This is a genomic window from Agrobacterium leguminum (genome assembly GCF_005144435.2).
In the GTDB taxonomy this organism is placed as follows: Bacteria; Pseudomonadota; Alphaproteobacteria; order Rhizobiales; family Rhizobiaceae; genus Agrobacterium; species Agrobacterium leguminum.
On the sequence record NZ_CP120212.1, the window covers coordinates 550,581 to 575,366 of the forward strand.

Sequence of the window (24,786 nt, forward strand, 5' to 3'; positions counted from 1 at the left end):
GGCGACCATGTTCTCGAAAATACTGATCGCCAACAGGGGCGAAATCGCCTGCCGCATCATCCGCACCGCCGCCAAGATGGGTATCCGCACCGTCGCAGTCTATTCGGACGCCGACCGTGACGCCATGCATGTGGCGCTTGCCGACGAGGCCATCGCCATTGGCGCAGCACCCGCGCGAGCCTCCTATCTCGACGGCGAAAAAATCATCGCCGCCGCAAAAGCCTGCGGCGCGCAGGCCATTCATCCGGGTTACGGTTTCCTTTCGGAAAATGCCGGTTTCGCCGAAGCCTGCGCCGCCGCCGATCTCGTTTTCATTGGCCCTCCAGCAGCGGCAATCCGCGCCATGGGCGGGAAAAGCGAGGCAAAGGCGCTGATGGCAAAGGCCGGCGTTCCGGTCGTTCCCGGCTATCACGGTGACGAACAGTCCGAAAAACGACTGGCAAGCGAGGCGGACAAGATCGATTATCCGGTGCTGCTCAAGGCCTCAGCCGGCGGCGGCGGCAAGGGCATGCGTATCGTCCGGCAAAAGCGCGACTTCGCAGCGGAGCTTGCGGGCGCAAAACGCGAAGCGCTGGCCGCCTTCGGCAATGACCGCATGCTGATCGAAAAATATCTCGAGCGGCCGCGCCATGTGGAAGTGCAGGTTTTTGCCGATGGCCACGGCAATTGTGTTTCGCTTTTCGAGCGCGATTGCTCGATCCAGCGCCGGCACCAGAAGGTCATAGAGGAAGCCCCTGCCCCCGGCCTGCCCGATGCGCTTCGCCAGCGCATGTATGAAGCGGCGGTCGCCGCCGCCCGCGCCATCGATTATCGCGGCGCGGGAACGGTGGAATTCCTGCTCGACCCTTCCGGCGACTTCTATTTCATGGAAATGAATACGAGGCTTCAGGTCGAACATCCGGTGACGGAGTATATTACCGGCCTCGATCTGGTCGAATGGCAGATCCGCGTCGCCAACGGAGAGCCCCTGCCGGAAGACTGGACCGGACTCAGCATCAACGGCCACGCCATCGAGGCGCGGATTTATGCCGAAGACCCGACGCATGATTTCCTGCCGTCGATCGGCGCGGTCAGCCATCTCGTTTTTCCCGATCAGGGCCCTCACGTCAGGATCGACAGCGGCATCCGCGCCGGTGACACCATCACCGTGCATTACGATCCGATGATCGCCAAGCTGATCGTCTGGGACCGTGATCGCCCCTCGGCGGTGCGGCGTCTGCGGTTGGCGCTCGAAAATCTGGCGATCTGCGGCGTCACCAGCAATGCCGCCTTTCTGACGCGGCTTGCGGGACTGAAGTCCTTCTCGAACGCCGATCTCGACACCGGTTTCATCGCCCGTAACGAAGCGGCGCTGTTTGCTCCGGCAGCAACGGACGGGAACGAGGTAGCCATGGCCGCGCTTGGCCTGCTGCTTGCGCGGCAGAAAAACGGAAAGCCGGGTTCGCAGGCCGATCCCCATAGCCCGTGGAACATGACGGCCGCCTTCCGCCTCAACGCGCCGGCAAGGGAAACGCTGTATTTTGTGTTTGACAACCAGCCGCTTAACGTCGGCGTCACGCATGAGGCGGACGGCTTTTCGCTGGAGATCGATGGACGGGCAATCAGCGCCCATGGCGGCCTCTCGGACGATGGTAAATTCCAAGCGACCGTGGAAGGCAGGAAAAGGCAGGGCCATTTCTTTGCTGAGGATGGCCGGTACGCGCTTTTTCTGGATGGCGAACATTATCGCATCGGCCAGCCGGATCCCGTCGATATCGCGGATTCCGCTACCCATACCGGCGGTCTGGAAGCACCCATGCCCGGCGTCATCCGCGCCTTGCTGAGCAGCAACGGTGCTGCGGTTGAGGCCGGCGAGGCACTTGTGGTGATGGAGGCGATGAAAATGGAACACACGATCCGCGCGCCGGCGAAAGGCACCGTCACGGCCATCAATTGCATTGAGGGTGATATGGTCGCGGCCGGTGCGGTGCTGGTGGATTTCGAGCCGGAGGGCGGGTGAGATGAGCTGGCCCCGAACCGTCAAAATCGTCGAAGTGGGTGCGCGTGACGGCCTGCAAAATGAAACTGCGCAGGTTTCCACCGCCATCAAGATCGAGCTGATCGAACGACTGGCTGCGGCCGGACTGGCCGCTGTAGAGGCGGGAGCCTTTGTTTCACCCAACAAAGTTCCGCAAATGGCAGGTTCCAAAGATGTGTTTCAGGGCATTAGACGCCGACACGACACGACCTATCCTGTGCTTGTCCCCAATATGAAAGGTTTCGAAGCCGCCATTGAGGCTGGCGTCACCGAGATCGCGGTTTTCGTCTCCGCATCCGAAGGGTTCAGCCAGCACAATATCGGCTGCTCGCGCGCCGAAAGCCTTGAGCGTCTGCGCGATGTCGCATCAGCCGCGGCCGGCCGGAACATCCTCATGCGCGGTTACGTCTCCTGCATAGCCGGCTGCCCCTATGACGGTACGGTTGCACACGATGACGTGGCGGCGATGGCCGAAGCGCTCATCGCGCTTGGTTGTTACGAAATTTCGCTCGGCGATACGATCGGCGTCGGCACGGCGGACCAGATCCGCAATCTCATCAAGCGGGTGTCTGCCCGCATCCCGCGTGAAAAACTCGCCATGCATTTCCATGATACCTATGGGCAGGGCGTCGCCAATGTGCTGGCCTCGCTGGATGAAGGTATCTCCGTCTTCGACAGCTCCGTCGCCGGGCTGGGCGGTTGCCCCTTTGCGCCGGGCGCCAGCGGCAATGTCGCCACCGAAGATGTCGTTTATCTGCTGCAGGGGCTTGGCATTAAAACCGGTATCGACCTGATGGCGGTGGCGAAAACCGGAGACTGGATCAGCCGGCATCTCGGCAGACCGAATGCGGCCCGCGCCGGCAAGGCGCTGCTTGCGGCAAGACAGGAGGGTGACGCGCATGGCGGATGAATTGCTGAGCGAAAGGCGCAAGGACGTTCTCTGGCTGACGCTCAACCGGCCGGAAGTGCACAATGCCTTGAATGCCGCGATGACGGACGCCCTGACGACGGCCATCCGCGCGGCATCTGGCAACCACGCCCTGCGCGCCGTGGTGATAACGGCCGCGGGAGACCGCAGCTTCTGCTCCGGGGCCGATCTGAAGGAGAGCGCCGGCGGCATGTTCCTCTCGCGGGATGGAACCAACCCTATTGCCGATGTGATGCGTGCCATCGAGGGCTGCGACAGGCCCGTCATCGCCCGCATCAACGGCCGGGTTCTGGCCGGCGGGCTTGGCCTCGTCGCCGCCTGCGATCTCGCCTATGCCGCCGATCATGCCGAATTCGGCCTGCCGGAAGTCCGTGTCGGGCTTTTCCCGGCCATGGTGGCGGCGAAGCTTCTGGCGAAGATACCCCTGAGCCAGCTTCAGGAAATGGCCTATCTTGGGGCAGCGATAAACGCCGCTGATGCCGAGCGTCTTGGCCTCGTCAATGGGGCTGTCTCGTCGGCCGAACTCGATGGCGTGGTCGAGGATGTTCTCGCCCGGTTGCGGCAGAATGCACCGGGCGCCATCGCGGCCGGAAAGGCGGCGTTGCTGAAAATGCGCGATATGCCATCCAGCGAGCGGCTCACCTTTGCCGAAAACGTCATCGCCACGATCAGCGGCAGCAACGAGGCGCAGGAGGGGCGATTGGCCTTTGCCGAAAAAAGGAAACCGCTCTGGGTGGAGTGATCGCCGCCATCTGTCCGAGCACCGGTTTTCTTAAAAGTCGTCATAGGGTTAATCGATATAATCCCGATGCGTCCGTTGACCCCGTTCGGCAAATCGAGTTCTATCCAGCACCTTTCGCCGGGCGGTGATCGGGGAAGCCGGAGGAGACCCATGCAGCTTGTAAAAACCGTCGCCGAATTGCGGGATGCTACCGCTACTTTTCGCCGTGCGGGCAAAACCATCGGCTTCGTGCCGACCATGGGCTTTCTCCATATCGGCCATCTGACGCTCGTTGCCCAATCCAAGGCGGAAAACGACGTGACGGTGGTTTCGATCTTCGTCAACCCGCTGCAATTCGGCGCGAATGAGGATCTGGCCCGTTACCCCCGCGATCTCGCCCGCGACAGCGCATTGCTGGAAGAGGCGGGCATCGACATTCTTTTCGCGCCAGAAGTCTCCGAGATGTATCCGCGCCCGATGCAGACCGTCGTGGATGTGCCCGAACTGGGAAGTCAGTTGGAAGGCGCGGTGCGTCCGGGGCATTTCGCAGGTGTTACGACGGTCGTGACCAAGCTTTTTAACCTCGTCCAACCCGACGCCGCCTATTTCGGCGAAAAGGATTATCAGCAGGTGACACTGATCCGCCGCATGGTCGAGGACCTTGCCCAGCCGGTCCGTATCGTCCCAGTCCCCACCGTGCGCGAGGCGGATGGGCTGGCCTGCTCCTCGCGTAACGTCTATCTGAGCCAAGCGGAACGCGCCGCCGCCGTGATCGTGCCGCGCGCGCTGGACGAAGCGGAACGGCTTTATGGCGAGGGCTTCGACGACCCCGCCGCATTCGAGGCGGCCATAGAAAAATTCATCGCCGCCGAGCCGCTGGCCTCACCGGAAGTCGTCGCGGTACGCGATCCCGATACGCTCGCCCCCGTTGCTTCATTGCAGGCGGGGCCGGTGCTGGTGGCGCTGTTCGTCAGGCTCGGCAGCACCCGGCTCCTCGACAACCGCGTCATCGGCCTCGACAGGATCAATCAACGGGAGGCGGCCGAATGAGCGCCCATGGAAAACACAAGCGGCTGACGACGGCCTCCATCCGGCAGATGAAAGGCGAGGCGCGCATCGTCTGCCTGACCGCCTATACAACGCCGATTGCCCGCCTGCTCGATCCGCATTGCGATCTGCTCCTGGTCGGCGATTCCCTCGGCATGGTGCTTTACGGCATGGACACGACGGTCGGCGTCACGCTGGATATGATGATCGCCCATGGCCGAGCCGTCATGCGCGGCGTCGAACATGCCTGCGTCATTGTCGATCTTCCCTTCGGCACCTATCAGGAATCCAAGGAACAGGCGTTCCGCAATGCCGTGCGACTGATGCAGGAAACCGGCTGCGACGGCGTGAAGCTGGAAGGCGGCGAGGAAATGGCCGAAACCATCGCCTTTCTGGTGGCGCGCGGCATTCCGGTGTTCGGCCATGTCGGGCTGATGCCGCAGCTGGTGCACACCGCCGGCGGCTTCCGCTCGCTCGGGCATTCGGATGCGGAAACGCAGAAGATCTGGCGCGATGCGATTGCGGTGGATCAGGCAGGCGCCTTCGCCATTGTCGTGGAAGGTACCGTCGAGCCGCTCGCCCGCGAACTGACCGAAAAACTCGCCGCACCCACGGTTGGCATCGGCGCATCGCCGGCCTGCGACGGGCAGGTGCTCGTTTCCGACGACATGCTTGGCCTTTTCACCGATTTCAAACCGAAATTCGTCAAGCGTTTCGCCGATCTGGGCCCGACGGTCTCGGAAGCAGCGGCCGCCTATGCCGATGAAGTTCGCTCGGGGGCGTTTCCCGGGCCGGAGCATACGTTTCAGGTGCGACGGCAATCGCCTTCGGGGAAGTGACACTATTTCCGTCATGCCGGTCCCCGGAACAAGCCCGAGGATGATCCGGCATCCAGCCACGGCGCGACTGCGCCGTGAAAGACTCTTGCGCGATCAAGGACTTGATCGCACTGGACCCCGGATCAAGTCCGAGGTGACGGGTGTGGGGGACGTCCCCCCAAAAAACAACGCCCCTATACAATCCCGCCGCTGCCGCCAACCGAAGCCGGGCGCTTCGCCGCAACATGGCTGCGATAGCCGCTCGCACGATAGGTCGCGACCGGATCGATAGCGCCGCCCGCCAATTGCCGCGCCTGGGCAAGAATCGGTTCCACATCGGTGCGATAGGCCCGCTTCAGCATATCGGAAGCCATCAGCGCATCATTGTCCTGCTGGTAGCCGTCGAGAGCAGCGCGGTCCACCAGCAGCGCCTGCGCATAGGCGCGGCGGATTTCGTTGGCGCTGGAAATCAGGCTTTCTATCGGGTCCGTCACATTGTGCGACTGGTCGATCATATGGGCGGGATGGAAACCCTTCACACCGCGATACTCGGCATCCACCAGCTCGTTGAAAACGAGGAACAGGCGGTATGGCTCGATTGAACCGGCATCCAGATCGTCATCGCCATATTTGCTGTCGTTGAAGTGGAAACCGCCAAGCTTGCCGAACTGGATGAGCCGGGCGACGATCATCTCGATATTGGTGTTCGGCGCATGGTGGCCGAGATCGACGAGGCAGAAGGCCTTTTCGCCGAGCGTATTGGCGATGAGGTAATTGGTGCCCCAGTCCTGCACGACCGTGGAATAGAAGGCCGGCTCGTACATCTTGTGTTCGGAAAAAATGCGCCAGTCATCCGGCAGCGCCTTGTAGATATCGGCCATGGCGGCGAGATAACGCTCGAAACTTCTGGTGAAATTGCTCTGGCCGGGAAAGTTGGAACCATCACCCACCCACACCGTCAGCGCTTTTGAGCCGATGGCATTACCGATCTCGATACATTCGATGTTGTGCTCGACGGCCTGCCGGCGCGTGGCGGCGTCCGTGTGGCTGAGCGAACCGTATTTGTAGGAATGGCTCTGGCCCGGCGCATCCGAAAACGTGTTGGAATTCATGGCGTCGAAGCCGAGACCCAGCGCATCGGCATGGGCCTTCAATCGCTTCGGGTCTTCCTTGTCCCACGGAATATGCAGGGAAACGTTGGGCGTCGCCCGTGTCAGCTGGTTGATGACGGCGCAATCATCCAGCTTGTCGAAAATGCCGCGCGGCTCGCCCGTGCCGGGAAAGCGGGCAAAGCGGGTGCCGCCGGTGCCAACGCCCCAGGAGGGAACGGCGACGAAAAATTCCGCGACCTTGGCCGTGACGGCCTCGATATCGATATTGCGGCGCGCAAGCTGGTTGCCCAGCGCCTGATAATCGTCCTTCAGCGCAGCAGCACGCTTGTCGTTTTCCGCCGCGATGACATCGGCAGCGATTTTCGTCTCGGTCATTTTTTCCTCCCGGGCAATGAACACAACAGGTGCTTCGGCCCGCGACGCCACCACCCCGTCATTCCGGCCTTGAGCCGGAATCCAGCCAGCCCAAGTCTTTGGGCTGAGAAAACTCTCTCGCCGCGCAGACGCGCGGCTGCTGGATTCCGGCTCAAGGCCGGAATGACGGAGGTGGGACTTTCGCCACTTCTCAAAGCATCGTGTCTTTTTATATGTCGGTATCCACCGACACCCTACCGCGTAAAACTCTGCGCATTGCCGGCATCGACATTGATGATGTTGCCGGTCGACTTGGCGGAGGCGTCGGACGCCAGGAAGTAGATCGCCTCGGCGATATCTTCCGGGAAGACATTGAGCTTCAGCATCGAGCGCTTGCGGTAATGTTCCTCAAGATCGGTCACTTCAATTTTGGAAGAGGCCGCGCGCTGCTCGCGCCACTCGCCGCTCCAGATTTTCGAACCGCGCAGCACGGCATCGGGATTGACGGTATTGACGCGAATGCCCGCTTCCGCCCCTTCGAGCGCGAGGCAACGGGCCAGATGAATTTCCGCAGCCTTCGCCGTGCAATAGGCGGAGGCATTGGGCGAGGAAGCGAGACCGTTTTTCGAGGCGACGAACACCACGTTGCCGCCGAGATTCTGACGCCGCAGCAGTCGGAAAGCCTCCCGCGAAACGAGGAAATAACCCGTCGCAAGAATGTCGATATTCTTGTTCCACATGGCAAGCGTCGTGTCTTCCACCGGCGCGGAGGAAGCGATACCGGCATTGGAGACGAGGATATCCACGCCGCCGAATTCGACGCTCGCTTCCGCGAAGGCGGCGATGACGGCATCCTCTTTCGTCACATCCAGCTTCACGCTACGCACCGCGTCAGCGCTGTAGCGCTTAACGAAATCGCCCTTGGCGGCTTCCAGCGCCGCCTCGTCGATATCCGCCAGAACCACGCAGGCGCCCTCGTCCGCCAGCCTTTCCGCCGTTGCCCGGCCGATACCGCCAGCACCGCCGGTGACGAAAGCCACCCGGCCGGCAAGGCTCTTAGGCTTCGGCATGCGCTGCAGCTTTGCCTCTTCCAGCAGCCAATATTCGATATCGAAGGCCTCCTGTTCGGGAAGGCCCTGATATTCGGACACGGTGGAAGCACCACGCATGACGTTGATGGCGTTGACGTAAAATTCGCCGGCAATGCGGGCGGTGGCCTTGTCTTTGGCGAAGGACAACATGCCAACGCCGGGGATCAGAAAAATCACCGGATTCGGATCGCGCATCTTCGGCGAATTATCGTGGCGGCAGGCCTCGTAGTAGCGGGTATAATCGGCGCGGTAAGCTTCAAGCGCCTTGTCGAGACCGGCCGTCAGCGCATCCACATCGGGATTGGCCGTATCGAGATCGAGGATCAGCGGGCGGATTTTGGTGCGCAGGAAGTGATCCGGGCAGGATGTGCCGAGCGCACCCAGCGGCTTCAGGTCCTTCGAGTTGACGAATTCGAGAACCGCGTCCTGATCGTCGAAATGGCCGAGCTTGCGTTCCTCGCGGCCGATGCGGCCACGGATTTCCGGCATCAGTCGGGCGGCGATGGCGCGGCGTTCGGCAAGCGGCAGGCTCTTCGCCACCGCGCCGCCAAAAATCGTCTTGCCTTCGGTCTTGGCCGCAAACCATTCGATCGCCTTGTTGATGATGGCGAGCGTCAGCTCGTAACACGCCTTGGCGTCGTTATCCCAAGTGAACAGGCCGTGGCTTTCCAGCACGACGCCCTTGGCCTTCGGGTTGACCTTGACGAAAGCTTCGAGATCGAGACCGAGTTGGAAACCGGGGCGACGCCAGGGCAGCCAGCCAATATCGTCACCGAATATCTGCTGCGTCAGCTCTTTCGAATTCTTCGAAGCGGCAATGGCGATGATTGCATCGGGATGCATATGGTCGACGTGATCATAAGGCACGAAACCGTGCAGCGGCGTATCGATGGAAGCCGCGCGCGGATTGAGGTTGAAGGTGCAATGCGGCAGGAAGCCGACCATGCGGTCTTCATCCGCAACGCCCTTGTAAATGCCCTTCAGCGCTTCCAGCTTGTCGAGATAGAGCGTTGCAAAACCATCGAGCTTGATGGTGCCGACATCGCCGCCGGAGCCTTTCACCCACATGACGCGGACCTTCTCGCCCGTCAGCGGATCGGCCTCAAGCACCTTTACGGATGTATTGCCGCCGCCATAGTTGGTGATGCGCTTATCGGCACCGAGCAGATTGGAGCGATAAAGCAGCTTGCCCGGCTCATCGAGCGTTTTGGCATAGGCATCGTCCCAACGGCTTTCGAGAAGGCGGGATTTTCCCGTCATGTCTTCCTCCCAATATCTGTCTGCATTCGCGGAGCCGATACCGGCCCGCCTCCTTTGATGGCAGATATCGCGCATCCAAAAGCATAATGTCAATCAAAAACGATCATAAATTTTCATGTTGCAGCGCGATATTGATTAATTTGATCGTTCTTGATTGACAACGTAAAGAGATTGCGAATAATCACGATCAGGAGGACCCCATGCACGAACGCGAACGCCATCGCATCATCTTGAGCGCCACGCAGGAAAAAGCTGTTGTGACGGTGCAGGATATTGCCGAACTGACGGATGCGTCGGAAGCGACGATTCGCCGGGATATCGCGTCTCTGCATGTTCAGGGCAAGTTGCGCCGCGTGCGCGGCGGGGCCGAAGCGGTGCATCCGCCGCAGCTCGGCAATCTGGCCGCCCGGCCGTTCCGGGTGTCCGAATCGGTCAATATCGACAAGAAACGCGCAATTGCGCGCAAGGCGGTCGATCTCTGCAACGATGGCGACGCAATCATCCTGAATGGCGGCACGACGACATTCCAGATGGTGCATTACATGGCGGCGCGACGTCTGCAGGTGATGACCAATTCCTTCGCCATTGCCGAGCATCTGGTCAAACATTCCAAATGCAATGTCAGCGTGCCGGGCGGCGCGATCTATCGCGACCAGAGCCTCATCCTGTCGCCTTTCGAGAACGATGCGATCCGCAATTTTTATGCGCGGCGTATTTTTCTCGGTGCGCAGGGCGTGGGCGCGCTCGGCATCATGGAATCCGACGCGCTGGTTATCCAGAGCGAGCAGAAGCTGATGCGGCAGGCGGAAGAGCTGATCGTGATGGTCGATTCTTCGAAATTCAGAAAGCGATCCAGCCTCATTTTATGCCCGCTCGAAAATGTCTCGACCATCATTACCGATGACGGGATTTCCGATGAGGCGGCGAGGATGGTGGAAGATGCCGGCGTCGAATTGCTGGTCGTCGGCGCGGTGAGGGATGGCAAGACAGCCGCCCCGCCGGATGAAGAGGATTCTTCTTCGGTCGCCTGAGGAGCGCCGGAGAGAGGAAAAAGGTTCAAAACGGGAGGAAAAGGGACATGAAACTTACACGCAGAACATTGACGAGCGTTCTGGCGCTCAGCGCGGCGCTCTCCGTCGCGGGACTGGGCAGCGTTGCCCAGGCCGCCGATGTGAAGATCGCACTTGTGGTCAAATCGCTCGGCAACGGCTTTTTCGAAGCCGCCAACAAGGGCGCGCAGGAGGCCGCAAAGGACCTCGGCGGCGTCGAGATCATCTATACCGGCCCGACCAGCACCACGGCGGAAGGCCAGATCGAAGTCATCAATTCGCTGATCGCGCAGGGCGTCGATGCCATCGCCATCTCCGCCAATGACCCCGATGCCGTGGTTCCGGCGCTGAAAAAGGCGGCCCAGCGCGGTATCAAGGTCATCTCCTGGGATTCCGGTGTTGCGCCGGAAGGCCGCATTCTCCAGCTCAACCCCTCGTCCAACGCGCTGATCGGCAAGATGTGCCTGCAGCTCGCCGCATCGCATCTGGAAGGCGGCAAGGGCGATTTCGCCATTCTTTCGGCCACCACCACCTCCACGAACCAGAATATCTGGATCGACGAGATGAAAAAGCAGCTGAAGGATTTCCCCGGCCTCAACCTCGTCACCACGGTTTACGGCGACGACCTGGCCGACAAGAGCTATCGCGAGGCGCAGGGCCTGCTCTCCTCGCAGCCGAATGTGAAGGTCATCGTCGCGCCGACAACGGTTGGCGTTCTCGCCGCCTCGCAGGCGGTGAAGGATGCGGGCAAGATCGGTCAGGTCTATGTGACCGGCCTTGGCCTGCCGTCTGAAATGGCCGGCGCCATCAAGTCGGGCGCAACCAAGGAATTCGCCATCTGGAACCCGATCGATCTCGGTTACTCCGCCACCCAGATCGCCTATCGCCTGGTGAAGGGCGAAACCGATGGCAAGCCGGGCTCGGAAATCGAAGCCGGCCGCATGGGCAAGATCAAGGTTGGCGAAAACAGCGAAGCGGCGATGGCCGATCCGTTTGTTTATGATGCGAAGAATATCGATCAGTTCTCGAAGATTTTTTGATCTGAGTAGCAACTGACGGCGGGTGGAGGGTTACCCCCCTCTGCCCTGCCGGGCATCTCCCCCTCAAGGGGGGAGATCGATATGCCGCCCCCGCTCGATCCATAAGGCAGGGTGCTATCCGCTTGCCGATCTCCCCCCTTGAGGGGGAGATGCCCGGCAGGGCAGAGGGGGGTGCCCCTCGCCGCTTCAATCAAAACAGACCGGTAAGACGGAATGATGCGTGCTGAAACCCAAACCATAGACATCCCAGCGACTTCCAGCGGCACGCCCATTCTCGAAATGCGCGGCATCAGCCAGATATTCCCCGGCGTCAAAGCCCTGGATAGCGTCGATATCGCGCTTTATCCCGGCAAGGTCACCGCGCTGATCGGCGAGAACGGTGCGGGAAAATCCACGCTCGTCAAAATCCTCACCGGCATCTATCGCCCCAACGAGGGCGAAATCCTTCTCGATGGCCAGCCCGTCCATTTTCACAGCGCACAGGACGCCATCGATGCCGGCGTGACCGCCATTCATCAGGAAACCGTGCTGTTCGACGAGCTTTCCGTCGGTGAAAACATCTTCCTCGGCCATGCGCCGAAGGGTCGTTTCGGCCTGATCGACTGGAAGACCATCAACACACGCGCCAGAACCCTGCTGGAACAGCTCGAAAGCACCATCGATCCGACGATCCGGCTGAAGGACCTGTCCATCGCCCAGCGCCATCTCGTGGCGATTGCCCGGGCGCTATCGGTCGAGGCGCGCATCGTCATCATGGACGAGCCGACGGCCGCCCTTTCCCGCAAGGAAATTGACGATCTCTTTCGCATCGTCGAAAGCCTGAAGCGGCAGGGCAAGGCGATCCTCTTCATCAGCCACAAGTTCGACGAGGTCTATGAGATCGCCGAGAACTACGCCGTGTTCCGCGACGGCAGGATGGTTGGAGCGGGCAATCTCACCGCCACGCCGCAGGATGAAATCGTGCGGCTTATGGTCGGCCGTGACGTGACGAACGCCTTTCCCAAGCAGGCCGTGCCCCTTGGCCCGACGATTCTTTCGGTCCGTGACTATTCGCATCAGACGGAATTCCGCGATATTTCGCTCGAACTGCGCAAGGGCGAGATTCTCGGCCTTTACGGGCTGATCGGCGCCGGCCGCTCCGAACTCTGCCAGTCGCTGTTCGGCATTACCCGGCCGGCTTCAGGGCAGGTATCGCTGGAAGGCCAGCCGCTTTCCATCCGCTCACCGGAAGACGCGATCCGCGCCGGCATCGTTTATGTGCCGGAAGAGCGCGGCCGCCACGGGCTAGCGCTGGACATGCCGATCTACCAGAACATGTCGCTGCCATCGCTCACGCGCACCTCGCGCAAGGGGTTTCTGGCCGCCGCCAATGAATTCGCGCTGGCGCGCAAATACGCCTCGCGGCTCGATCTGCGCGCGGCCGCCCTTTCGGTGCCGGTTGGCACGCTTTCCGGCGGCAACCAGCAGAAGGTGGTGATCGGCAAGTGGCTCGCCACCCAGCCCAAGGTCATCATTCTCGATGAACCCACCAAGGGTATCGATATCGGCTCCAAGGCCGCCGTGCACGGTTTCATCAGCGAGCTTGCCGCCGAGGGGCTCTCCATCATCATGATTTCATCCGAACTTCCCGAAATCCTCGGCATGTCCGACCGCGCCATCGTGATGCGCGAAGGCCTGATGGCGGGCCAGTTCGAACGCGCCGATTTTTCTCCGGAAAAGCTGGTGCGCGCCGCCACCGGCAATGCCTGAGAGGGGCAAAACCATGCAACGTCTACTTAAAAATCGCGAATGGCTGCTGGCGGGTATCATCCTCATCATGATCGCCGGTTTCGCGCTGCGTGCGCCCGGTTTCAGCCGGCCCGGCAATCTCGTCAATATCTTCAACGATACCTCCATCCTCATCATTCTGGCGCTCGGCCAGATGGCGGTCATTCTCACCAAATCCATCGATCTTTCGGTTGCCGCCAATCTCGCCTTCACCGGCATGGCGGTGGCGATGACCAATGCCGCCTTTCCGGGTATTCCCCTGCCGCTTCTCATCGTCATGGCGGTCGGCATCGGCGCATTTCTCGGCTCGCTCAACGGCGTGCTGGTCTGGTGGCTCGGCATTCCGCCCATCGTCGTCACACTCGGCACGCTCACCATCTATCGCGGCATGGCCTTCGTGCTGTCCGGCGGCGGCTGGGTGAATGCGCATCAGCTTTCGCCGACCTTCCTCAACGTGCCGCGCACCATGATCCTCGGTATGCCGGTGCTTTCATGGGTGGCGGTCCTCATCATCGCCGGCGCCTGGCTGGTGCTTAGCCGCACCTCCTTCGGCCGCTCGGCCTATGCGTCGGGCGGTAATCCGAGTGCCGCCGTCTATGCAGGCATCGATGTCGGCCGCACGCGCTTCTTCGCCTTCGTACTCTCGGGCGCACTCGCCGGTCTCGCCAGCTATCTCTGGGTATCGCGTTATGCGGTTGCCTATGTCGATATCGCCGCCGGTTTCGAACTGGACAGCGTGGCGGCGAATGTGATCGGCGGCATCTCGATTGCCGGCGGCATCGGCTCGGTGGCGGGTGCCGTGCTCGGCGCACTGTTCCTCGGCGTCATCAAGAACGCCCTGCCCGTCATCGGCATTTCACCCTTCGCACAGATGGCGATTTCCGGCGTGGTGATCGTGCTCGCCGTCGTCTTTAATGCCCGTGCCGAAGCTCGAAAAGGCCGTATCATCCTGCGTGACCGCGCAGCAAGCGATCAGGCCAGGGAGGCCGCAGCATGAGCAAGCCATCTCAACCGGTACAGACCGCACGCGTCATTCCAGACAAGCTCGGCACGCCGCTACGCCGCATCATGGCCAGCTGGGAAGTGCTGCTGCTCGGCGTTGCGATCCTCATCTTCATCGCCAACTCGCTGGCCTCGCCCTATTTCCTCAATGCGTGGAACCTGTCGGATGCGACCTTCAATTTCACGGAAAAGGCGATCATCGCCTTCGCCATGGCGCTGCTGATCATCGCCGGTGAAATCGATCTTTCCGTCGCCGCCATCATCGCGCTCGCCTCCACCGCCATGGGCGCTGCGGTGCAGATGGGGGTCGGCACGCCCGGCCTCGTCGCCATCGGCATCGGCACCGGGCTTTTGTGCGGGGCCTTCAACGGCTTTCTGGTCGCAGGGCTGAAGCTGCCGTCCATCGTCGTCACCATCGGCACGATGAGCCTGTTTCGCGGCATCTCCTATATGGTGCTGGGCGATCAGGCCTATGGCAAATATCCCGCCGATTTTGCCTATTTCGGTCAGGGTTACGTTTTCTGGGTGATTTCTTTCGAATTCGTGCTGTTCACCGCCATGGCCATCCTCTTCGCCATTCTGCTGCACGCCACCAATTTCGGCCGGCAGGTCTATGTGATCGGCAATAACCCCTTCGCCGCCCGTTTCTCCGGCATACCCGTCGAGCGGGTGAAGTTCATCCTGTTCCTGCTCACAGGCCTGATGAGCGGCATTGCCGCCGTTTGCCTCACCTCGCGGCTCGGCTCCACGCGCCCGTCCATCGCTCAAGGGTGGGAGCTTGAGGTGGTGACCATGGTGGTGCTCGGCGGCGTCTCCATTCTCGGCGGCTCCGGCACCATCGCAGGCGTCGTCATTGCCGCTTTCGTCATGGGCCTCGTCACCTTCGGGCTCGGTCTTTTGAATGTGCCCGGTATCGTCATGTCGATCTTCGTCGGTCTGCTGCTCATCGTCACCATCGCCATCCCCATCGTTGTTCGTCGCCTTCGGGCCATGAGAAGTTAAGCCATGCCGGAACTTGAAAAACACGCCTTCAAGATGAAACTCTTTGCCGGAAAAGAGGCCGAATATAAAAAGCGCCATGACGAGATATGGCCGGAACTGGTGACGCTGCTGCGCGAGGCGGGTGTGAGCGATTACTCCATCCATCTCGACCCGGAAACCAACATCCTGTTCGGCGTGCTGACGCGCCCGAAGAACCACGGCATGGCGGCCTTGCCCGATCACCCCGTGATGAAGAAGTGGTGGGCGCATATGGCCGATATCATGGAGAGCAATCCCGATAATTCGCCGGTCGCAAAAGATCTTGTGACGGTGTTCCATCTGCCATGAGCGAGAGCATCAAACCGGGCCGCGTCGCGGTCATCGATATAGGCAAGACCAATGCCAAGGTCGTCGTCATCGACACCGGCAGCGGCGAGGAGATTGCCGGCGAGAAACAGGCGAACCCCGTCCTTCGCAATGGAATTTACCCGCATTACGATGTGGAAATGCTCTGGCGCTTCATTCTCTCCGCGCTTCAGCGTTTCGGCCAGAAGCCCGGTTTCGATGCGATTTCCATCACCACCCATGGCGCTTCGGCAGCGCTTCTCGATGGAAACGGCGATCTCGCCATGCCGGTGCTCGATTATGAACACGGCTATCCCGCAGCCATTGAGGAAGCCTATCGCGGCATCAGGCCCGATTTTGCCGAGACCGGCTCACCGCAGCTTCCCGTCGGGCTGAACCTTGGCGCGCAAATCCATTTCCAGAAAGCGGCCTTTCCGGACGATTTCTCCAGAGTGCGCAGCATCGTCACCTATGCGCAATATTGGGCGGGACGGCTGACGGGCATTCAGGCCACGGAAACAACCTCGCTCGGCTGCCATACCGATCTCTGGAACCCGCGGCGGAAAAGTTTCTCCTCGCTCGTTGCGCGTCTCGGCATCGAACATTTGATGGCGCCGGTTCGCTCCGCTTTCGATGTGCTGGGAACAATGCGCCCGTCGCTGGCGATGGAAACCGGTCTTTCACCGCAGATGCCGGTCTATTGTGGCATCCACGATTCCAACGCATCGCTCCTGCCGCATCTTCTGCGCCGGGACGGAGATTTTTCGGTCGTCTCCACCGGCACCTGGGTGGTGAATTTCGCCATCGGCGGCGCGGCGGGTTCGCTCGATCCCACCCGTGACACACTCCTGAATGTCGATGCTTTCGGCCGTCCCGTTCCCTCCTCCCGCTTCATGGGCGGCAGGGAATATGAAATGCTGGCGCAGCAATTCGGGGCAGTGGAAGACGAAGCGATAGACGCGGCCCTCGGCGACGTGGTTGCCAGGGGCATGATGCTGCTGCCGAGCGTCGTCAGCGGCTCCGGCCCATTTCCAGACAAGGCGGCGCGCTGGATTGGCGATGAAAATGCCACAGCGGCGGAACGGCACGCAGCGACGTCGCTTTATCTCTCCCTGATGACGGAATGCAGCCTCTCGCTCATCGGGCGGAAAGGCCCGATCCTTGTGGAAGGCCCCTTCGCCAGCAACGCCCTTTATCTGAAGGCGCTGGCCGGCTTTGCAGAGACCGAAGTAACGGCGGTCGAAGGGTCCACGGGCACCAGCGCCGGTGCGGCCCTGCTCACCGGCATCAAGCCGCTTGCCGGTCGCGAGCGCCATTTCACGCCGCACGACATTCCCGGTCTTGCTTCTTACCGCAATGCCTGGCGAGCCCGTATGGCCTGATGCGAAACGCAAAATGCGGCCGAATGGTCGGCCGCATTATGATTTTGCAGAAGGATCAGCCCTTGATGAAGGCCAGAAGATCGGCGTTCAGCACATCGGCATTGACGGTGAGCATACCGTGCGAGAAGCCGGGATAGGTCTTCAGCGTGCCATTTTTCAAAAGCTTCACCGATTTCAGCGCGGAGTCGGCAATCGGCACGATCTGGTCGTCTTCGCCATGCAGCACCAGTGTCGGAACGCTGATATTCTTCAGGTCTTCGGTCTGGTCGGTTTCCGAAAAGGCCTTGATGCCGTCATAATGGGCCTTTGCGCCGCCCATCATGCCCTGACGCCACCAGTTCTGGATAACGCCTTCATGCACTGTCGCACCATCGCGGTTGAAGCCGTAGAAGGGACCGGCCGGGACATCGCGGAAGAACTGCGCGCGGTTTGCGGCGAGCGACGAGCGGAAGCCGTCAAAAACCTCCATCGGCAGACCTTCCGGATTGGCCGCGGTCTTGAGCATCAGCGGCGGCACGGCGGAAACGAGAACCGCCTTGGCGACACGGCCGGCGGGTTCGCCATGTTTTGCGACATAACGGGCGACTTCGCCACCGCCGGTGGAATGGCCGATATGGACGGCGTTCTTCAGATCGAGAGCTTCGACGACGGCAAAGGCGTCGGCGGCGTAGTGATCCATGTCGTGACCGTCGGCAACCTGGGCGGAACGGCCATGGCCACGGCGGTCATGGGCGACGACGCGAAAACCCTTGGAAACGAAGAACAGCATCTGCGCATCCCAGTCATCGGACGAGAGCGGCCAGCCATGGTGGAACATGATCGGCTGGGCATCCTTCGGGCCCCAGTCCTTGTAGAAGATTTCGGTTCCGTCTGTCGTCTTAACAAAGCCCATGATCGTTACTCCTTCGGTTGCGTTGGCATCTCCGGCGCAGACTGTTGTGCGCCGGTTTGATGGAGGGATGATGACGCAGGATAACGGTTGCAACAATTGCAACAATAATTGGGAATGAATTGCCGTTTATGAAATTATCTTCTCTACCCGCATACCATTGCGGCACATGTGTCGACCCGCTCCGCGCCCTCATACAAGTGTGAGAACGGAGATGACCGGCGGAGGGTTCCGTGAATTCGACGCGGCCTCAGTCCACCTCGGGATCGTATTCTCTCGGGCTCTCGTCCTTCGAGAACAGGACACAGGGCCCGCGTGAACCGCGCGGATCATAGGCATATCCCTTGGCGGTCAGCGCCTGCATGATATCGCGAACCCCGGCGAGACCGTAAAGATGGTCATGCAGTTCCACGAATATCCGCTCCACGCCGGTCAGATCGGCCCTGCCGAGCAGATCGCGTTCCGCACCCTCGATATCCATCACGAGCGCGGTGATGCCCCGGCTGGCGATAAATTCATCGATATTGGCAGAGGAAATTTCGATGCGTTTTTCATAGGGCCCCTGATTTTCGTCCATGGACGACATCCAGAGATCCCTGCGCACGTAAAAAGGATAGGAGCTCGGCTCGTCGGCGGTGAGAAGCCCCTGCGAAAACACGACATTGCCGCGGCAATTGGCCTTGATCACCCGCTCTGCCAGCGCCGCGGTGGAGGGGTTGGCCTCGAAAGCCCAGACGGAAACATCCTCGATGCCGGCGATGATCGAGGTGATGATCCCGATACCGGAGCCCAGCTCCAGTACGCGATCGCCGGGCTTGATGGCTTTCAGGACGCTGCGGGCCTCTTTTGCCTCATAGCTGCCGTCGGTCAGCGCCTGCCAGATGACCGGCGACACCTCATCGGAAGAGAGGGGAAGGGCAACTCCATGAACGTCCAGTATTTCCATGTCTCAAGCCTTTTCGCAAAACCCGGCCGCTTTGTCGCAATGATCCCATATCGACCGGGAATGCTCTACAGCATCGTTGCGGCAACCGGTATCGGTTTTCGCAAGCAACGCTATGACGTGGTAAAAATTCAAGATACGGCCGCCGCCAAAAAAGGCGCGTCTCAGACGGAACTCCAGGCCACAAGCTCCTTGGCCGGCAACGGTCTGCTGATCAGATAACCCTGAACTTGATCGCAGCCGAGACGCCTGACGCATTCATATTGCTCTTCCGTCTCGATACCTTCCGCAATCGTCGTCATCCGCAGACTGCGACCGACGCCGACCACGAATTCCACGATCGCCAGCGCGTCGCGGTCGCTGGTGATATCGCGCAGGAACGAGCGGTCGATCTTGATCTTGTCGAAGGGCACGCCGCGCAAATTGGCGAGCGATGAATAACCTGTCCCAAAATCATCCATGGCGATCTGAATGCCGACGGCCTTCAGGCGCGACAGCGTGTTGATCGTCTGGTCGCTCTTGTTGAGCAGGATCGATTCGGTGATTTCAAGCTCGAGCCGGCTGGGTTCCAGCCCGCTTTTCTCAAGCGCGCCCATGACGTTCTGGATGAGGCTGGTGCTGTGGAACTGAACCGGCGACAGATTGACCGCCACCTTCATGTCCTCGTCCCAGCCCATCGCCTCGCGGCAGGCGGTCTCCATCACCCATTTTCCGAGCGAATGGATGAGACCGGTTCTTTCCGCAACGGGAATGAACACGCTGGGCGGCACATCGCCACGCACCGGATGTTTCCAGCGCAGCAGCGCCTCGAAGCCGCAAAGCTTGCGTGTCTGCGTCGCCACCTGCGGCTGGTAATAGACTTCCATCTCGTCGTTCTGCAACGCGGTCTGCAGATCGGCCTCGAAGGATTTCTTCTCGGTGAGCTGCTTCTGCATGCGGACCTTGAAAACGCTCGCCCGGCCGGGGCCGATGGCTTTCGCCTCATAAAGCGCCAGATCCGCGCGCTTGAACAATTCATCCGCATCGACGGCGCCGTGTGATATGGCGATGCCGATGCAGGTGCCGATTTTGACCTCCTGCTCGCCCAGCTGATAGGTGCGGCTGATCTGGTCGATGAGCTTGGTGGCAAGACGGCGGGCGGCATCCTCGTTCAGATCGTCGGAGACGACGGCAAATTCGTCGCCGCCCAGACGGCAGACCATGTCATAATCGCCGCCGATGCCCGAGAGGCGCTGCGCCACGGCCTGAAGCAGCGCATCGCCGGCATCGTGGCCGAGCGTATCGTTGACGTCCTTGAACCCGTCGAGATCGAGCAGGAGGATGGCTGTCGTTCCAGTCCCGCCGAAGGATCGGCGCAACCTCTCGATCAGTTCCTGCCGGAACAGCGCGCGGTTCGGCAGTCCCGTCAGCGCATCATGATAGGCGTCGTGTTCGAGCCGGACATTCTTCGCCTGCAATTCCAGCGTTGCGGCACGCAGATCGTCCGTCAGGCCGCGCATGCTTTTCTGCGCACGGTTCAGGAGATCGTTCTGGCGAAGCAGCAATATGACAAGCGCGATACCGCACAGGATCAGGCCGCCCGCCAGCGCGGTATAAACGATATGCAGCTTGCGCACATCCTCATGGGCCGTATCGATCAGATTGACGTCATAAGCGACGGAAGACGAGGCAAGCGTCGTCATCGGCGCGTCGAGCGCGCTCATCGTCGCCAGCAGATCCGGAACCTCGGCCGGATTGAGGTTGTTCACCTGCTGCTCCAGACGGGCCAGAACGGCATCGAGGCGGGTTACGAGATCCCGCCATTGCTGTTTTTCATTGATGAAGGCCCCGAGATTGCCCTGCTTCAAAAGCTCAAGGCGGCTCAGCATGATGTCCAGGCGCAGTTGCAGCTCATCCCGGTCGATCTTGCCGGGATTGAGCGCGAACACGGCCAGCTTGTTCTGGAGGCGCAGATATTCGGCTACGGTCTGGCTGACGGCCCAGGAATCATTGTAGCGGGCAAATTTCTGCAGAGCGGTCTGCCGCTCGGCAATGACGAAAGCGATATAGCCCGTTGCCAGGACGAAGCAACAGATGATCACCGCCACAAGTTTTCGCAAACGGCACCTTTATTCCACTATCAGTTTGGCAACTTGCCATGCGGACCGCGAATAATAGGTCTGCTTCTGCAGCTCCGGATCGCTGTCATAGGGATAGATGACGAACAACGGGCCTTTTTCGCGAACTGTCATGTAATTGCCATCCAGCTTGATCGCCAGAATAACGTTAAATTTCTTAAAATCTTCAATCGGTATCGTGCTGACATAATCGTTGAGAGCGACTGCCGTGACGCTGGTGCCCTTTGCGCCGACGACATCCATCAATTTTGCCAGCGAAACACCATCGAAACGGACGCGGCCATCATGCCAGGGCGTCGTCGTCTCCACCGTCACCATGCCGAGCGCTTCCAGCATGTCACGATCAAATACCGCGGCACCCTCGCCATTCGTATTGGCGATGTTTCCGGATATGGTTAATATCGGTTTTCCTTGCGGTTTGGCAATTTCGCCGGCTTCGGCACAGGAAAGCCACGCGAGCGACAAGAACGCACTGAGAAGTACCCGGGCGAAACTCATACTTTTTCTCCATCGATAACGTTCAGGTCGAGGGTTTTCACCAACCTTTGAAGGTCAAGGGAACCGACGCTAGCAATATATATCAGGAATGGATGTTATATCCTCAGTGAGATTTTATCCGTATTTTCTCTAGGTTTTGAGTAAACTCTTTGGATAAGTTTTCCGTCTTATTGTATTTTTTCAGGCCACGCGTCCCATTATGACACAAGCGACAAGCTCCGGAGGCCCCTCCCGATAATTCGTCAGGTGCGACAAAGGCCGAATTGTGGCGAGAGCCTTTCCGTCGTCGCGCAGCTGCATCTGATTCGCCTGAGGCAGCTGGATAAGCGATGCCCCGTCCGCGTGCCAGATTGAAATGACGAATGGCAAATTCTGCGTCACGGAAAAATCATGGCGATTGCCGGAGCGCACGGTTGAAACATACCGCCCGGGCCTTAATATAAAGGCTGTCGTTTCCGTTTCCGACAATTCCAGAAGCCCCCGTCGGAAATATCCAGACACATGTTCCGCGCAGCGAAAGCCGCGATGCCGGATATCGTCCGGCCAGGAAAATTCTGTTCACGTCTCCGGGCCGGACGGCATTTCGCCGTATCGGCCGCATCATGAAGGTAGCCCCTATGCACACCTATCCCGACATCAAACTTCTCATTGATGGCGAATGGCGAGACGCCGTTTCCGGCAAGACGATCGCCGTGTCCGATCCGGCAACCGACGAGATCATCGGCGCGATTGCGCATGCCGAGAAGGAAGACCTCGATCTGGCGCTTGCCGCCGCCGAGCGCGGTTTCAAGGTGTGGCGCGACACCTCGCCCTTCGAGCGCTCGAAGATCATGCGCAGGGCGGCCGATCTCCTGCGCGAGCGCAAGGACAAGATCGCCTACATCATGACCCGCGAACAGGGCAAGCCGCTGGCGCAATCGGGCACAGAGGTCATGGGCGCCGCCGACACCATCGACTGGTTCGCGGAAGAAGCACGCCGCACCTATGGGCAGGTCATTCCGGCGCGCGCAACCGGCGTTTCGCAGCTTGCCATCAAGCTGCCGGTCGGTCCCGTCGCGGCGTTTACGCCGTGGAACTTCCCGATCAACCAGATCGTCCGCAAGCTTTCCGCAGCGCTTGCCACCGGCTGCTCCATCATCGTCAAGGCCCCGGAAGAAACACCGGCGTCACCGGCTGAACTTATCCGCGCTTTCGTGGATGCCGGCGTGCCGGCGGGCGTCATCGGCCTCGTTTACGGCGTTCCATCCGAGATTTCGGAATATCTGATCCCGCATCCGGTCATCCGCAAGATCTCCTTCACCGGCTCCACTCCCATCGGCAAACATCTGGCCGCGCTTGCCGGCAAGCACATGAAGCGCGCCACGATGGAGCTTGGCGGCCATGCGCCTGTGATGATCTTTGACGATGCCGATATCGACAAGGCAATCGAAGTCACCTCGCTTGCCAAGTTCCGCAATGCCGGCCAGGTCTGTGTCGCCCCCACCCGCTTCCTCGTGCAGGATGGCGTGGCCGACCGTTTCCTTGAAGGTTTCGTGGAAGCGACGAAGGCCATCAAGGTCGGCAACGGGCTGGAAGACGGCGTCATCATGGGACCGCTCGCCAATGAGCGCCGCATTCCGGCGCTGGAAGGCCTCATCAACGACGCCGTTTCCCATGGCGCAGAATTGAAGACCGGCGGCCGCCGCATCGGCAACAAGGGCAATTTCTTCGAGCCGACGGTTCTCGCCAATGTGCCGACCACCGCCAAAATCATGAATGACGAACCCTTCGGCCCGGTCGCCATCATCAACCGCTTCTCGAGCTTCGATGACGCCATCACCGAGGCGAACCGCCTGCCCTTCGGCCTTGCATCCTACGCCTTCACCGGCTCGGTCAAGACCGCCCACGCGCTTGGCCAGCAGGTCGAGGCCGGCATGCTGACCATCAACCACAACGGCCTTGCGCTTCCGGAAGTCCCCTTCGGCGGCATCAAGGATTCCGGTTATGGCACGGAAGGCGGCTCGGAAGCGGTTCAGGCCTATCTGGAGACCAAATTCGTCAGCCAGATGAGCTGACGCTTTTTTGGCGAACCCGGAGCATCCGCACCTTCGTCACCCCGGCCTCGAGCCGGGGTCCAGCCAGCCCAAGTCCTTGGGCTGAAAAGACCCTATTCGCCGCGCAGACGCGCGTCGGCTGGATGCCGGATCTAGTCCGGCATGACGGAAGAGAGGCCTTATTGATCTGAGAACAGGCAAAATCGGCCACAGCGTTTTTTCGCTGCTCCGGTCCTGCTTGCTTTCGTCTGCATCATCCCCTAAAAGAACAAAAAGTGAACTTTGAGGGGCAATATGAGCGACGCGGCGGTACCGGCACTGAAGGAAATCTTCAACCGCGAGAAACTGCGGCATATCGCGGATGAGACCAAGGCCGTTCATCCGCCATTTGACATTTCCGCCTTCATGGCGCTCGCCACCGAAAACCTTGAAGCGCTGGGCATCATGCAGCGCATGCGGCAGGTGGCGACGAGCCTGCATGCGACACTTCCCGGCGACTATGCCCGCAATATCGAAATCCTGACCGCCGCAGCGCCGGGCATCGGCAACGGTTTCGCCTCCATTTCGCTGCCGGAATATGTGGCGCTCTACGGCCTCGATGACTTCGATCTTTCGATGGAAGCGCTGCATTATTTCACCCGCTTCGGCTCCTCGGAATTCGCCATCCGGCATTTCCTGCAAAAGGATATGGCCCGCACCCTTGCCGTGATGGAAACATGGTCACAGCACGCGAATGAACATGTGCGGCGGCTGGCGAGCGAAGGCTGCCGGCCGCGTCTGCCATGGTCGTTCCAGCTCAAACCCCTGATCGACGATCCCTCGCCGGTCACCGCAATCCTCGACGCCATGAAAGCCGACGAGGCGCTTCATGTGCGCAAATCCGTCGCCAATCATCTGAACGACATCACCAAGGACAATCCAGCTTTCGTGCTGGCGCTGATCGATACATGGCCAAAGGACAATCCGCATACACGCTGGATCACGCGGCAGGCCCTGCGCACATTGATCAAGAAGGGCAATGCCGCGGCGCTTGCCCATCTCGGCGCGCATGAGGAAGCGGAAATTTCCCTTGCGGCATTTCAGGTTACGCCGGACAAAATCGCACTCGGCAATCCGGTGCGGATTGCAGCCTCTTTTACCTCGACGGCGAAACGGCCGCAGAAACTGGTGATCGACTACGCCGTGCACTACGTGAAGAAGAGCGGCGACGCCTCTGCGAAAGTCTTCAAGTGGAAAGAGATCGAACTTCAGCCCGGCGAGACATGCGCGCTGTCGATCAGCCGCGCCATACGTGATTTCACGACCCGCAAACACTATCCCGGCATCCACAGGGTCGACCTGACGATCAACGGCAAGCTTGTGGCTGAAAGCGCCTTCGAGCTTCTGGGCTGA

General features: G+C 60.4%; 20 protein-coding genes. 14 read left to right on the forward strand and 6 right to left on the reverse strand.

Annotation, left to right across the window (positions count from 1 at the left end; genetic code table 11):
* Window positions 1–7 precede the first annotated feature (7 nt).
* The 5 genes from CFBP4996_RS17025 to panB all read left to right on the forward strand — a co-directional run bounded on the left by CFBP4996_RS17025 (window position 8) and on the right by panB (window position 5,552).
* Window positions 8–1,999, forward strand: a complete 1,992-nt coding sequence (locus CFBP4996_RS17025) for an acetyl/propionyl/methylcrotonyl-CoA carboxylase subunit alpha (RefSeq protein ID WP_080854436.1) — start codon at window positions 8–10, stop codon at window positions 1,997–1,999.
* Window position 2,000: 1 nt separating this feature from the next.
* Window positions 2,001–2,927 carry a hydroxymethylglutaryl-CoA lyase gene (locus CFBP4996_RS17030; RefSeq protein ID WP_080854435.1) on the forward strand — a complete coding sequence of 309 codons (927 nt, stop codon included), beginning with the start codon at window positions 2,001–2,003 and terminating at the stop codon, window positions 2,925–2,927.
* Entirely contained in the window at window positions 2,917–3,687 is a 771-nt protein-coding gene (locus tag CFBP4996_RS17035) for an enoyl-CoA hydratase-related protein (protein WP_080854434.1), read from the forward strand. The genes CFBP4996_RS17030 and CFBP4996_RS17035 overlap by 11 nt, the downstream gene beginning before the upstream one ends.
* Before the next feature lie 150 nt (window positions 3,688–3,837).
* Window positions 3,838–4,716: a pantoate--beta-alanine ligase gene (panC, locus tag CFBP4996_RS17040; protein WP_080854433.1), complete on the forward strand. Its 879-nt coding sequence runs from the start codon at window positions 3,838–3,840 to the stop codon at window positions 4,714–4,716.
* Entirely contained in the window at window positions 4,713–5,552 is an 840-nt protein-coding gene (gene panB / locus CFBP4996_RS17045) for a 3-methyl-2-oxobutanoate hydroxymethyltransferase (RefSeq protein WP_065657128.1), read from the forward strand. Before panC ends, panB begins: the two co-directional genes overlap by 4 nt.
* 173 nt (window positions 5,553–5,725) lie before the next feature.
* On the opposite strand, the gene rhaI is transcribed toward panB, so the two are convergent.
* Window positions 5,726–7,018 (reverse strand): L-rhamnose catabolism isomerase, encoded by a 1,293-nt coding sequence (gene rhaI, locus CFBP4996_RS17050; RefSeq protein ID WP_080854432.1) that lies wholly within the window; start codon window positions 7,016–7,018, stop codon window positions 5,726–5,728.
* A gap of 233 nt (window positions 7,019–7,251) precedes the next feature.
* Window positions 7,252–9,348 carry a bifunctional rhamnulose-1-phosphate aldolase/short-chain dehydrogenase gene (locus tag CFBP4996_RS17055; RefSeq protein WP_080854431.1) on the reverse strand — a complete coding sequence of 699 codons (2,097 nt, stop codon included), beginning with the start codon at window positions 9,346–9,348 and terminating at the stop codon, window positions 7,252–7,254.
* A gap of 200 nt (window positions 9,349–9,548) precedes the next feature.
* Here CFBP4996_RS17055 and CFBP4996_RS17060 point away from each other — a divergent pair, with 200 nt between their 5' ends.
* The 7 genes from CFBP4996_RS17060 (at window position 9,549) to CFBP4996_RS17090 (ending at window position 16,914) form a co-directional block, all read left to right on the forward strand.
* Window positions 9,549–10,379 (forward strand): DeoR/GlpR family DNA-binding transcription regulator, encoded by an 831-nt coding sequence (locus CFBP4996_RS17060; protein ID WP_003522575.1) that lies wholly within the window; start codon window positions 9,549–9,551, stop codon window positions 10,377–10,379.
* A gap of 47 nt (window positions 10,380–10,426) precedes the next feature.
* The gene (gene rhaS / locus CFBP4996_RS17065) at window positions 10,427–11,437 is read left to right on the forward strand and encodes a rhamnose ABC transporter substrate-binding protein (protein ID WP_080854430.1); all 1,011 of its coding nucleotides are present in this window, start codon (window positions 10,427–10,429) and stop codon (window positions 11,435–11,437) included.
* Between the two features lie 213 nt (window positions 11,438–11,650).
* A complete protein-coding gene (locus CFBP4996_RS17070) occupies window positions 11,651–13,186 on the forward strand; it encodes a sugar ABC transporter ATP-binding protein (RefSeq protein WP_162936088.1) in 1,536 nt (511 codons plus the stop codon).
* 13 nt (window positions 13,187–13,199) lie between these two features.
* A complete protein-coding gene (locus tag CFBP4996_RS17075) occupies window positions 13,200–14,201 on the forward strand; it encodes an ABC transporter permease (RefSeq protein WP_059753699.1) in 1,002 nt (333 codons plus the stop codon).
* Window positions 14,198–15,208: an ABC transporter permease gene (locus tag CFBP4996_RS17080; RefSeq protein ID WP_080854429.1), complete on the forward strand. Its 1,011-nt coding sequence runs from the start codon at window positions 14,198–14,200 to the stop codon at window positions 15,206–15,208. The genes CFBP4996_RS17075 and CFBP4996_RS17080 overlap by 4 nt, the downstream gene beginning before the upstream one ends.
* Window positions 15,209–15,211: 3 nt before the next feature.
* The gene (gene rhaM, locus CFBP4996_RS17085) at window positions 15,212–15,535 is read left to right on the forward strand and encodes an L-rhamnose mutarotase (protein WP_080854428.1); all 324 of its coding nucleotides are present in this window, start codon (window positions 15,212–15,214) and stop codon (window positions 15,533–15,535) included.
* Window positions 15,532–16,914, forward strand: a complete 1,383-nt coding sequence (locus CFBP4996_RS17090; protein WP_080854427.1) for an FGGY-family carbohydrate kinase — start codon at window positions 15,532–15,534, stop codon at window positions 16,912–16,914. The genes rhaM and CFBP4996_RS17090 overlap by 4 nt, the downstream gene beginning before the upstream one ends.
* Before the next feature lie 55 nt (window positions 16,915–16,969).
* On the opposite strand, the gene CFBP4996_RS17095 is transcribed toward CFBP4996_RS17090, so the two are convergent.
* From CFBP4996_RS17095 to CFBP4996_RS17110, 4 genes are all read right to left on the reverse strand, one after another.
* Window positions 16,970–17,806 (reverse strand): alpha/beta fold hydrolase, encoded by an 837-nt coding sequence (locus CFBP4996_RS17095; protein ID WP_035262524.1) that lies wholly within the window; start codon window positions 17,804–17,806, stop codon window positions 16,970–16,972.
* 247 nt (window positions 17,807–18,053) lie between these two features.
* The gene (locus tag CFBP4996_RS17100; RefSeq protein ID WP_003522567.1) at window positions 18,054–18,749 is read right to left on the reverse strand and encodes an FkbM family methyltransferase; all 696 of its coding nucleotides are present in this window, start codon (window positions 18,747–18,749) and stop codon (window positions 18,054–18,056) included.
* Window positions 18,750–18,910: 161 nt separating this feature from the next.
* Window positions 18,911–20,833: a putative bifunctional diguanylate cyclase/phosphodiesterase gene (locus CFBP4996_RS17105; protein ID WP_233283561.1), complete on the reverse strand. Its 1,923-nt coding sequence runs from the start codon at window positions 20,831–20,833 to the stop codon at window positions 18,911–18,913.
* A gap of 21 nt (window positions 20,834–20,854) precedes the next feature.
* Window positions 20,855–21,361, reverse strand: coding sequence for a putative pterin-binding protein (locus tag CFBP4996_RS17110; protein ID WP_003522565.1), 507 nt, complete (start codon window positions 21,359–21,361; stop codon window positions 20,855–20,857).
* 617 nt (window positions 21,362–21,978) lie between these two features.
* Here CFBP4996_RS17110 and CFBP4996_RS17115 point away from each other — a divergent pair.
* Both CFBP4996_RS17115 and CFBP4996_RS17120 read left to right on the forward strand, forming a co-directional pair.
* A complete protein-coding gene (locus CFBP4996_RS17115; protein ID WP_080854426.1) occupies window positions 21,979–23,415 on the forward strand; it encodes an NAD-dependent succinate-semialdehyde dehydrogenase in 1,437 nt (478 codons plus the stop codon).
* Window positions 23,416–23,688: 273 nt separating this feature from the next.
* Window positions 23,689–24,786, forward strand: coding sequence for a DNA alkylation repair protein (locus tag CFBP4996_RS17120; protein WP_121490335.1), 1,098 nt, complete (start codon window positions 23,689–23,691; stop codon window positions 24,784–24,786).

What these genes read in the sequence shown, in the direction of transcription:
- CFBP4996_RS17025 (WP_080854436.1), top strand. Translation starts at nt 8, where the DNA reads ATGTTCTCGAAAATACTGATCGCCAACAGGGGCGAAATCGCCTGCCGC.
- CFBP4996_RS17030 (WP_080854435.1), top strand. Translation starts at nt 2,001, where the DNA reads ATGAGCTGGCCCCGAACCGTCAAAATCGTCGAAGTGGGTGCGCGTGAC.
- CFBP4996_RS17035 (WP_080854434.1), top strand. Translation starts at nt 2,917, where the DNA reads ATGGCGGATGAATTGCTGAGCGAAAGGCGCAAGGACGTTCTCTGGCTG.
- panC (WP_080854433.1), top strand. Translation starts at nt 3,838, where the DNA reads ATGCAGCTTGTAAAAACCGTCGCCGAATTGCGGGATGCTACCGCTACT.
- panB (WP_065657128.1), top strand. Translation starts at nt 4,713, where the DNA reads ATGAGCGCCCATGGAAAACACAAGCGGCTGACGACGGCCTCCATCCGG.
- rhaI (WP_080854432.1), bottom strand. Translation starts at nt 7,018, where the DNA reads ATGACCGAGACGAAAATCGCTGCCGATGTCATCGCGGCGGAAAACGAC.
- CFBP4996_RS17055 (WP_080854431.1), bottom strand. Translation starts at nt 9,348, where the DNA reads ATGACGGGAAAATCCCGCCTTCTCGAAAGCCGTTGGGACGATGCCTAT.
- CFBP4996_RS17060 (WP_003522575.1), top strand. Translation starts at nt 9,549, where the DNA reads ATGCACGAACGCGAACGCCATCGCATCATCTTGAGCGCCACGCAGGAA.
- rhaS (WP_080854430.1), top strand. Translation starts at nt 10,427, where the DNA reads ATGAAACTTACACGCAGAACATTGACGAGCGTTCTGGCGCTCAGCGCG.
- CFBP4996_RS17070 (WP_162936088.1), top strand. Translation starts at nt 11,651, where the DNA reads ATGATGCGTGCTGAAACCCAAACCATAGACATCCCAGCGACTTCCAGC.
- CFBP4996_RS17075 (WP_059753699.1), top strand. Translation starts at nt 13,200, where the DNA reads ATGCAACGTCTACTTAAAAATCGCGAATGGCTGCTGGCGGGTATCATC.
- CFBP4996_RS17080 (WP_080854429.1), top strand. Translation starts at nt 14,198, where the DNA reads ATGAGCAAGCCATCTCAACCGGTACAGACCGCACGCGTCATTCCAGAC.
- rhaM (WP_080854428.1), top strand. Translation starts at nt 15,212, where the DNA reads ATGCCGGAACTTGAAAAACACGCCTTCAAGATGAAACTCTTTGCCGGA.
- CFBP4996_RS17090 (WP_080854427.1), top strand. Translation starts at nt 15,532, where the DNA reads ATGAGCGAGAGCATCAAACCGGGCCGCGTCGCGGTCATCGATATAGGC.
- CFBP4996_RS17095 (WP_035262524.1), bottom strand. Translation starts at nt 17,806, where the DNA reads ATGGGCTTTGTTAAGACGACAGACGGAACCGAAATCTTCTACAAGGAC.
- CFBP4996_RS17100 (WP_003522567.1), bottom strand. Translation starts at nt 18,749, where the DNA reads ATGGAAATACTGGACGTTCATGGAGTTGCCCTTCCCCTCTCTTCCGAT.
- CFBP4996_RS17110 (WP_003522565.1), bottom strand. Translation starts at nt 21,361, where the DNA reads ATGAGTTTCGCCCGGGTACTTCTCAGTGCGTTCTTGTCGCTCGCGTGG.
- CFBP4996_RS17115 (WP_080854426.1), top strand. Translation starts at nt 21,979, where the DNA reads ATGCACACCTATCCCGACATCAAACTTCTCATTGATGGCGAATGGCGA.
- CFBP4996_RS17120 (WP_121490335.1), top strand. Translation starts at nt 23,689, where the DNA reads ATGAGCGACGCGGCGGTACCGGCACTGAAGGAAATCTTCAACCGCGAG.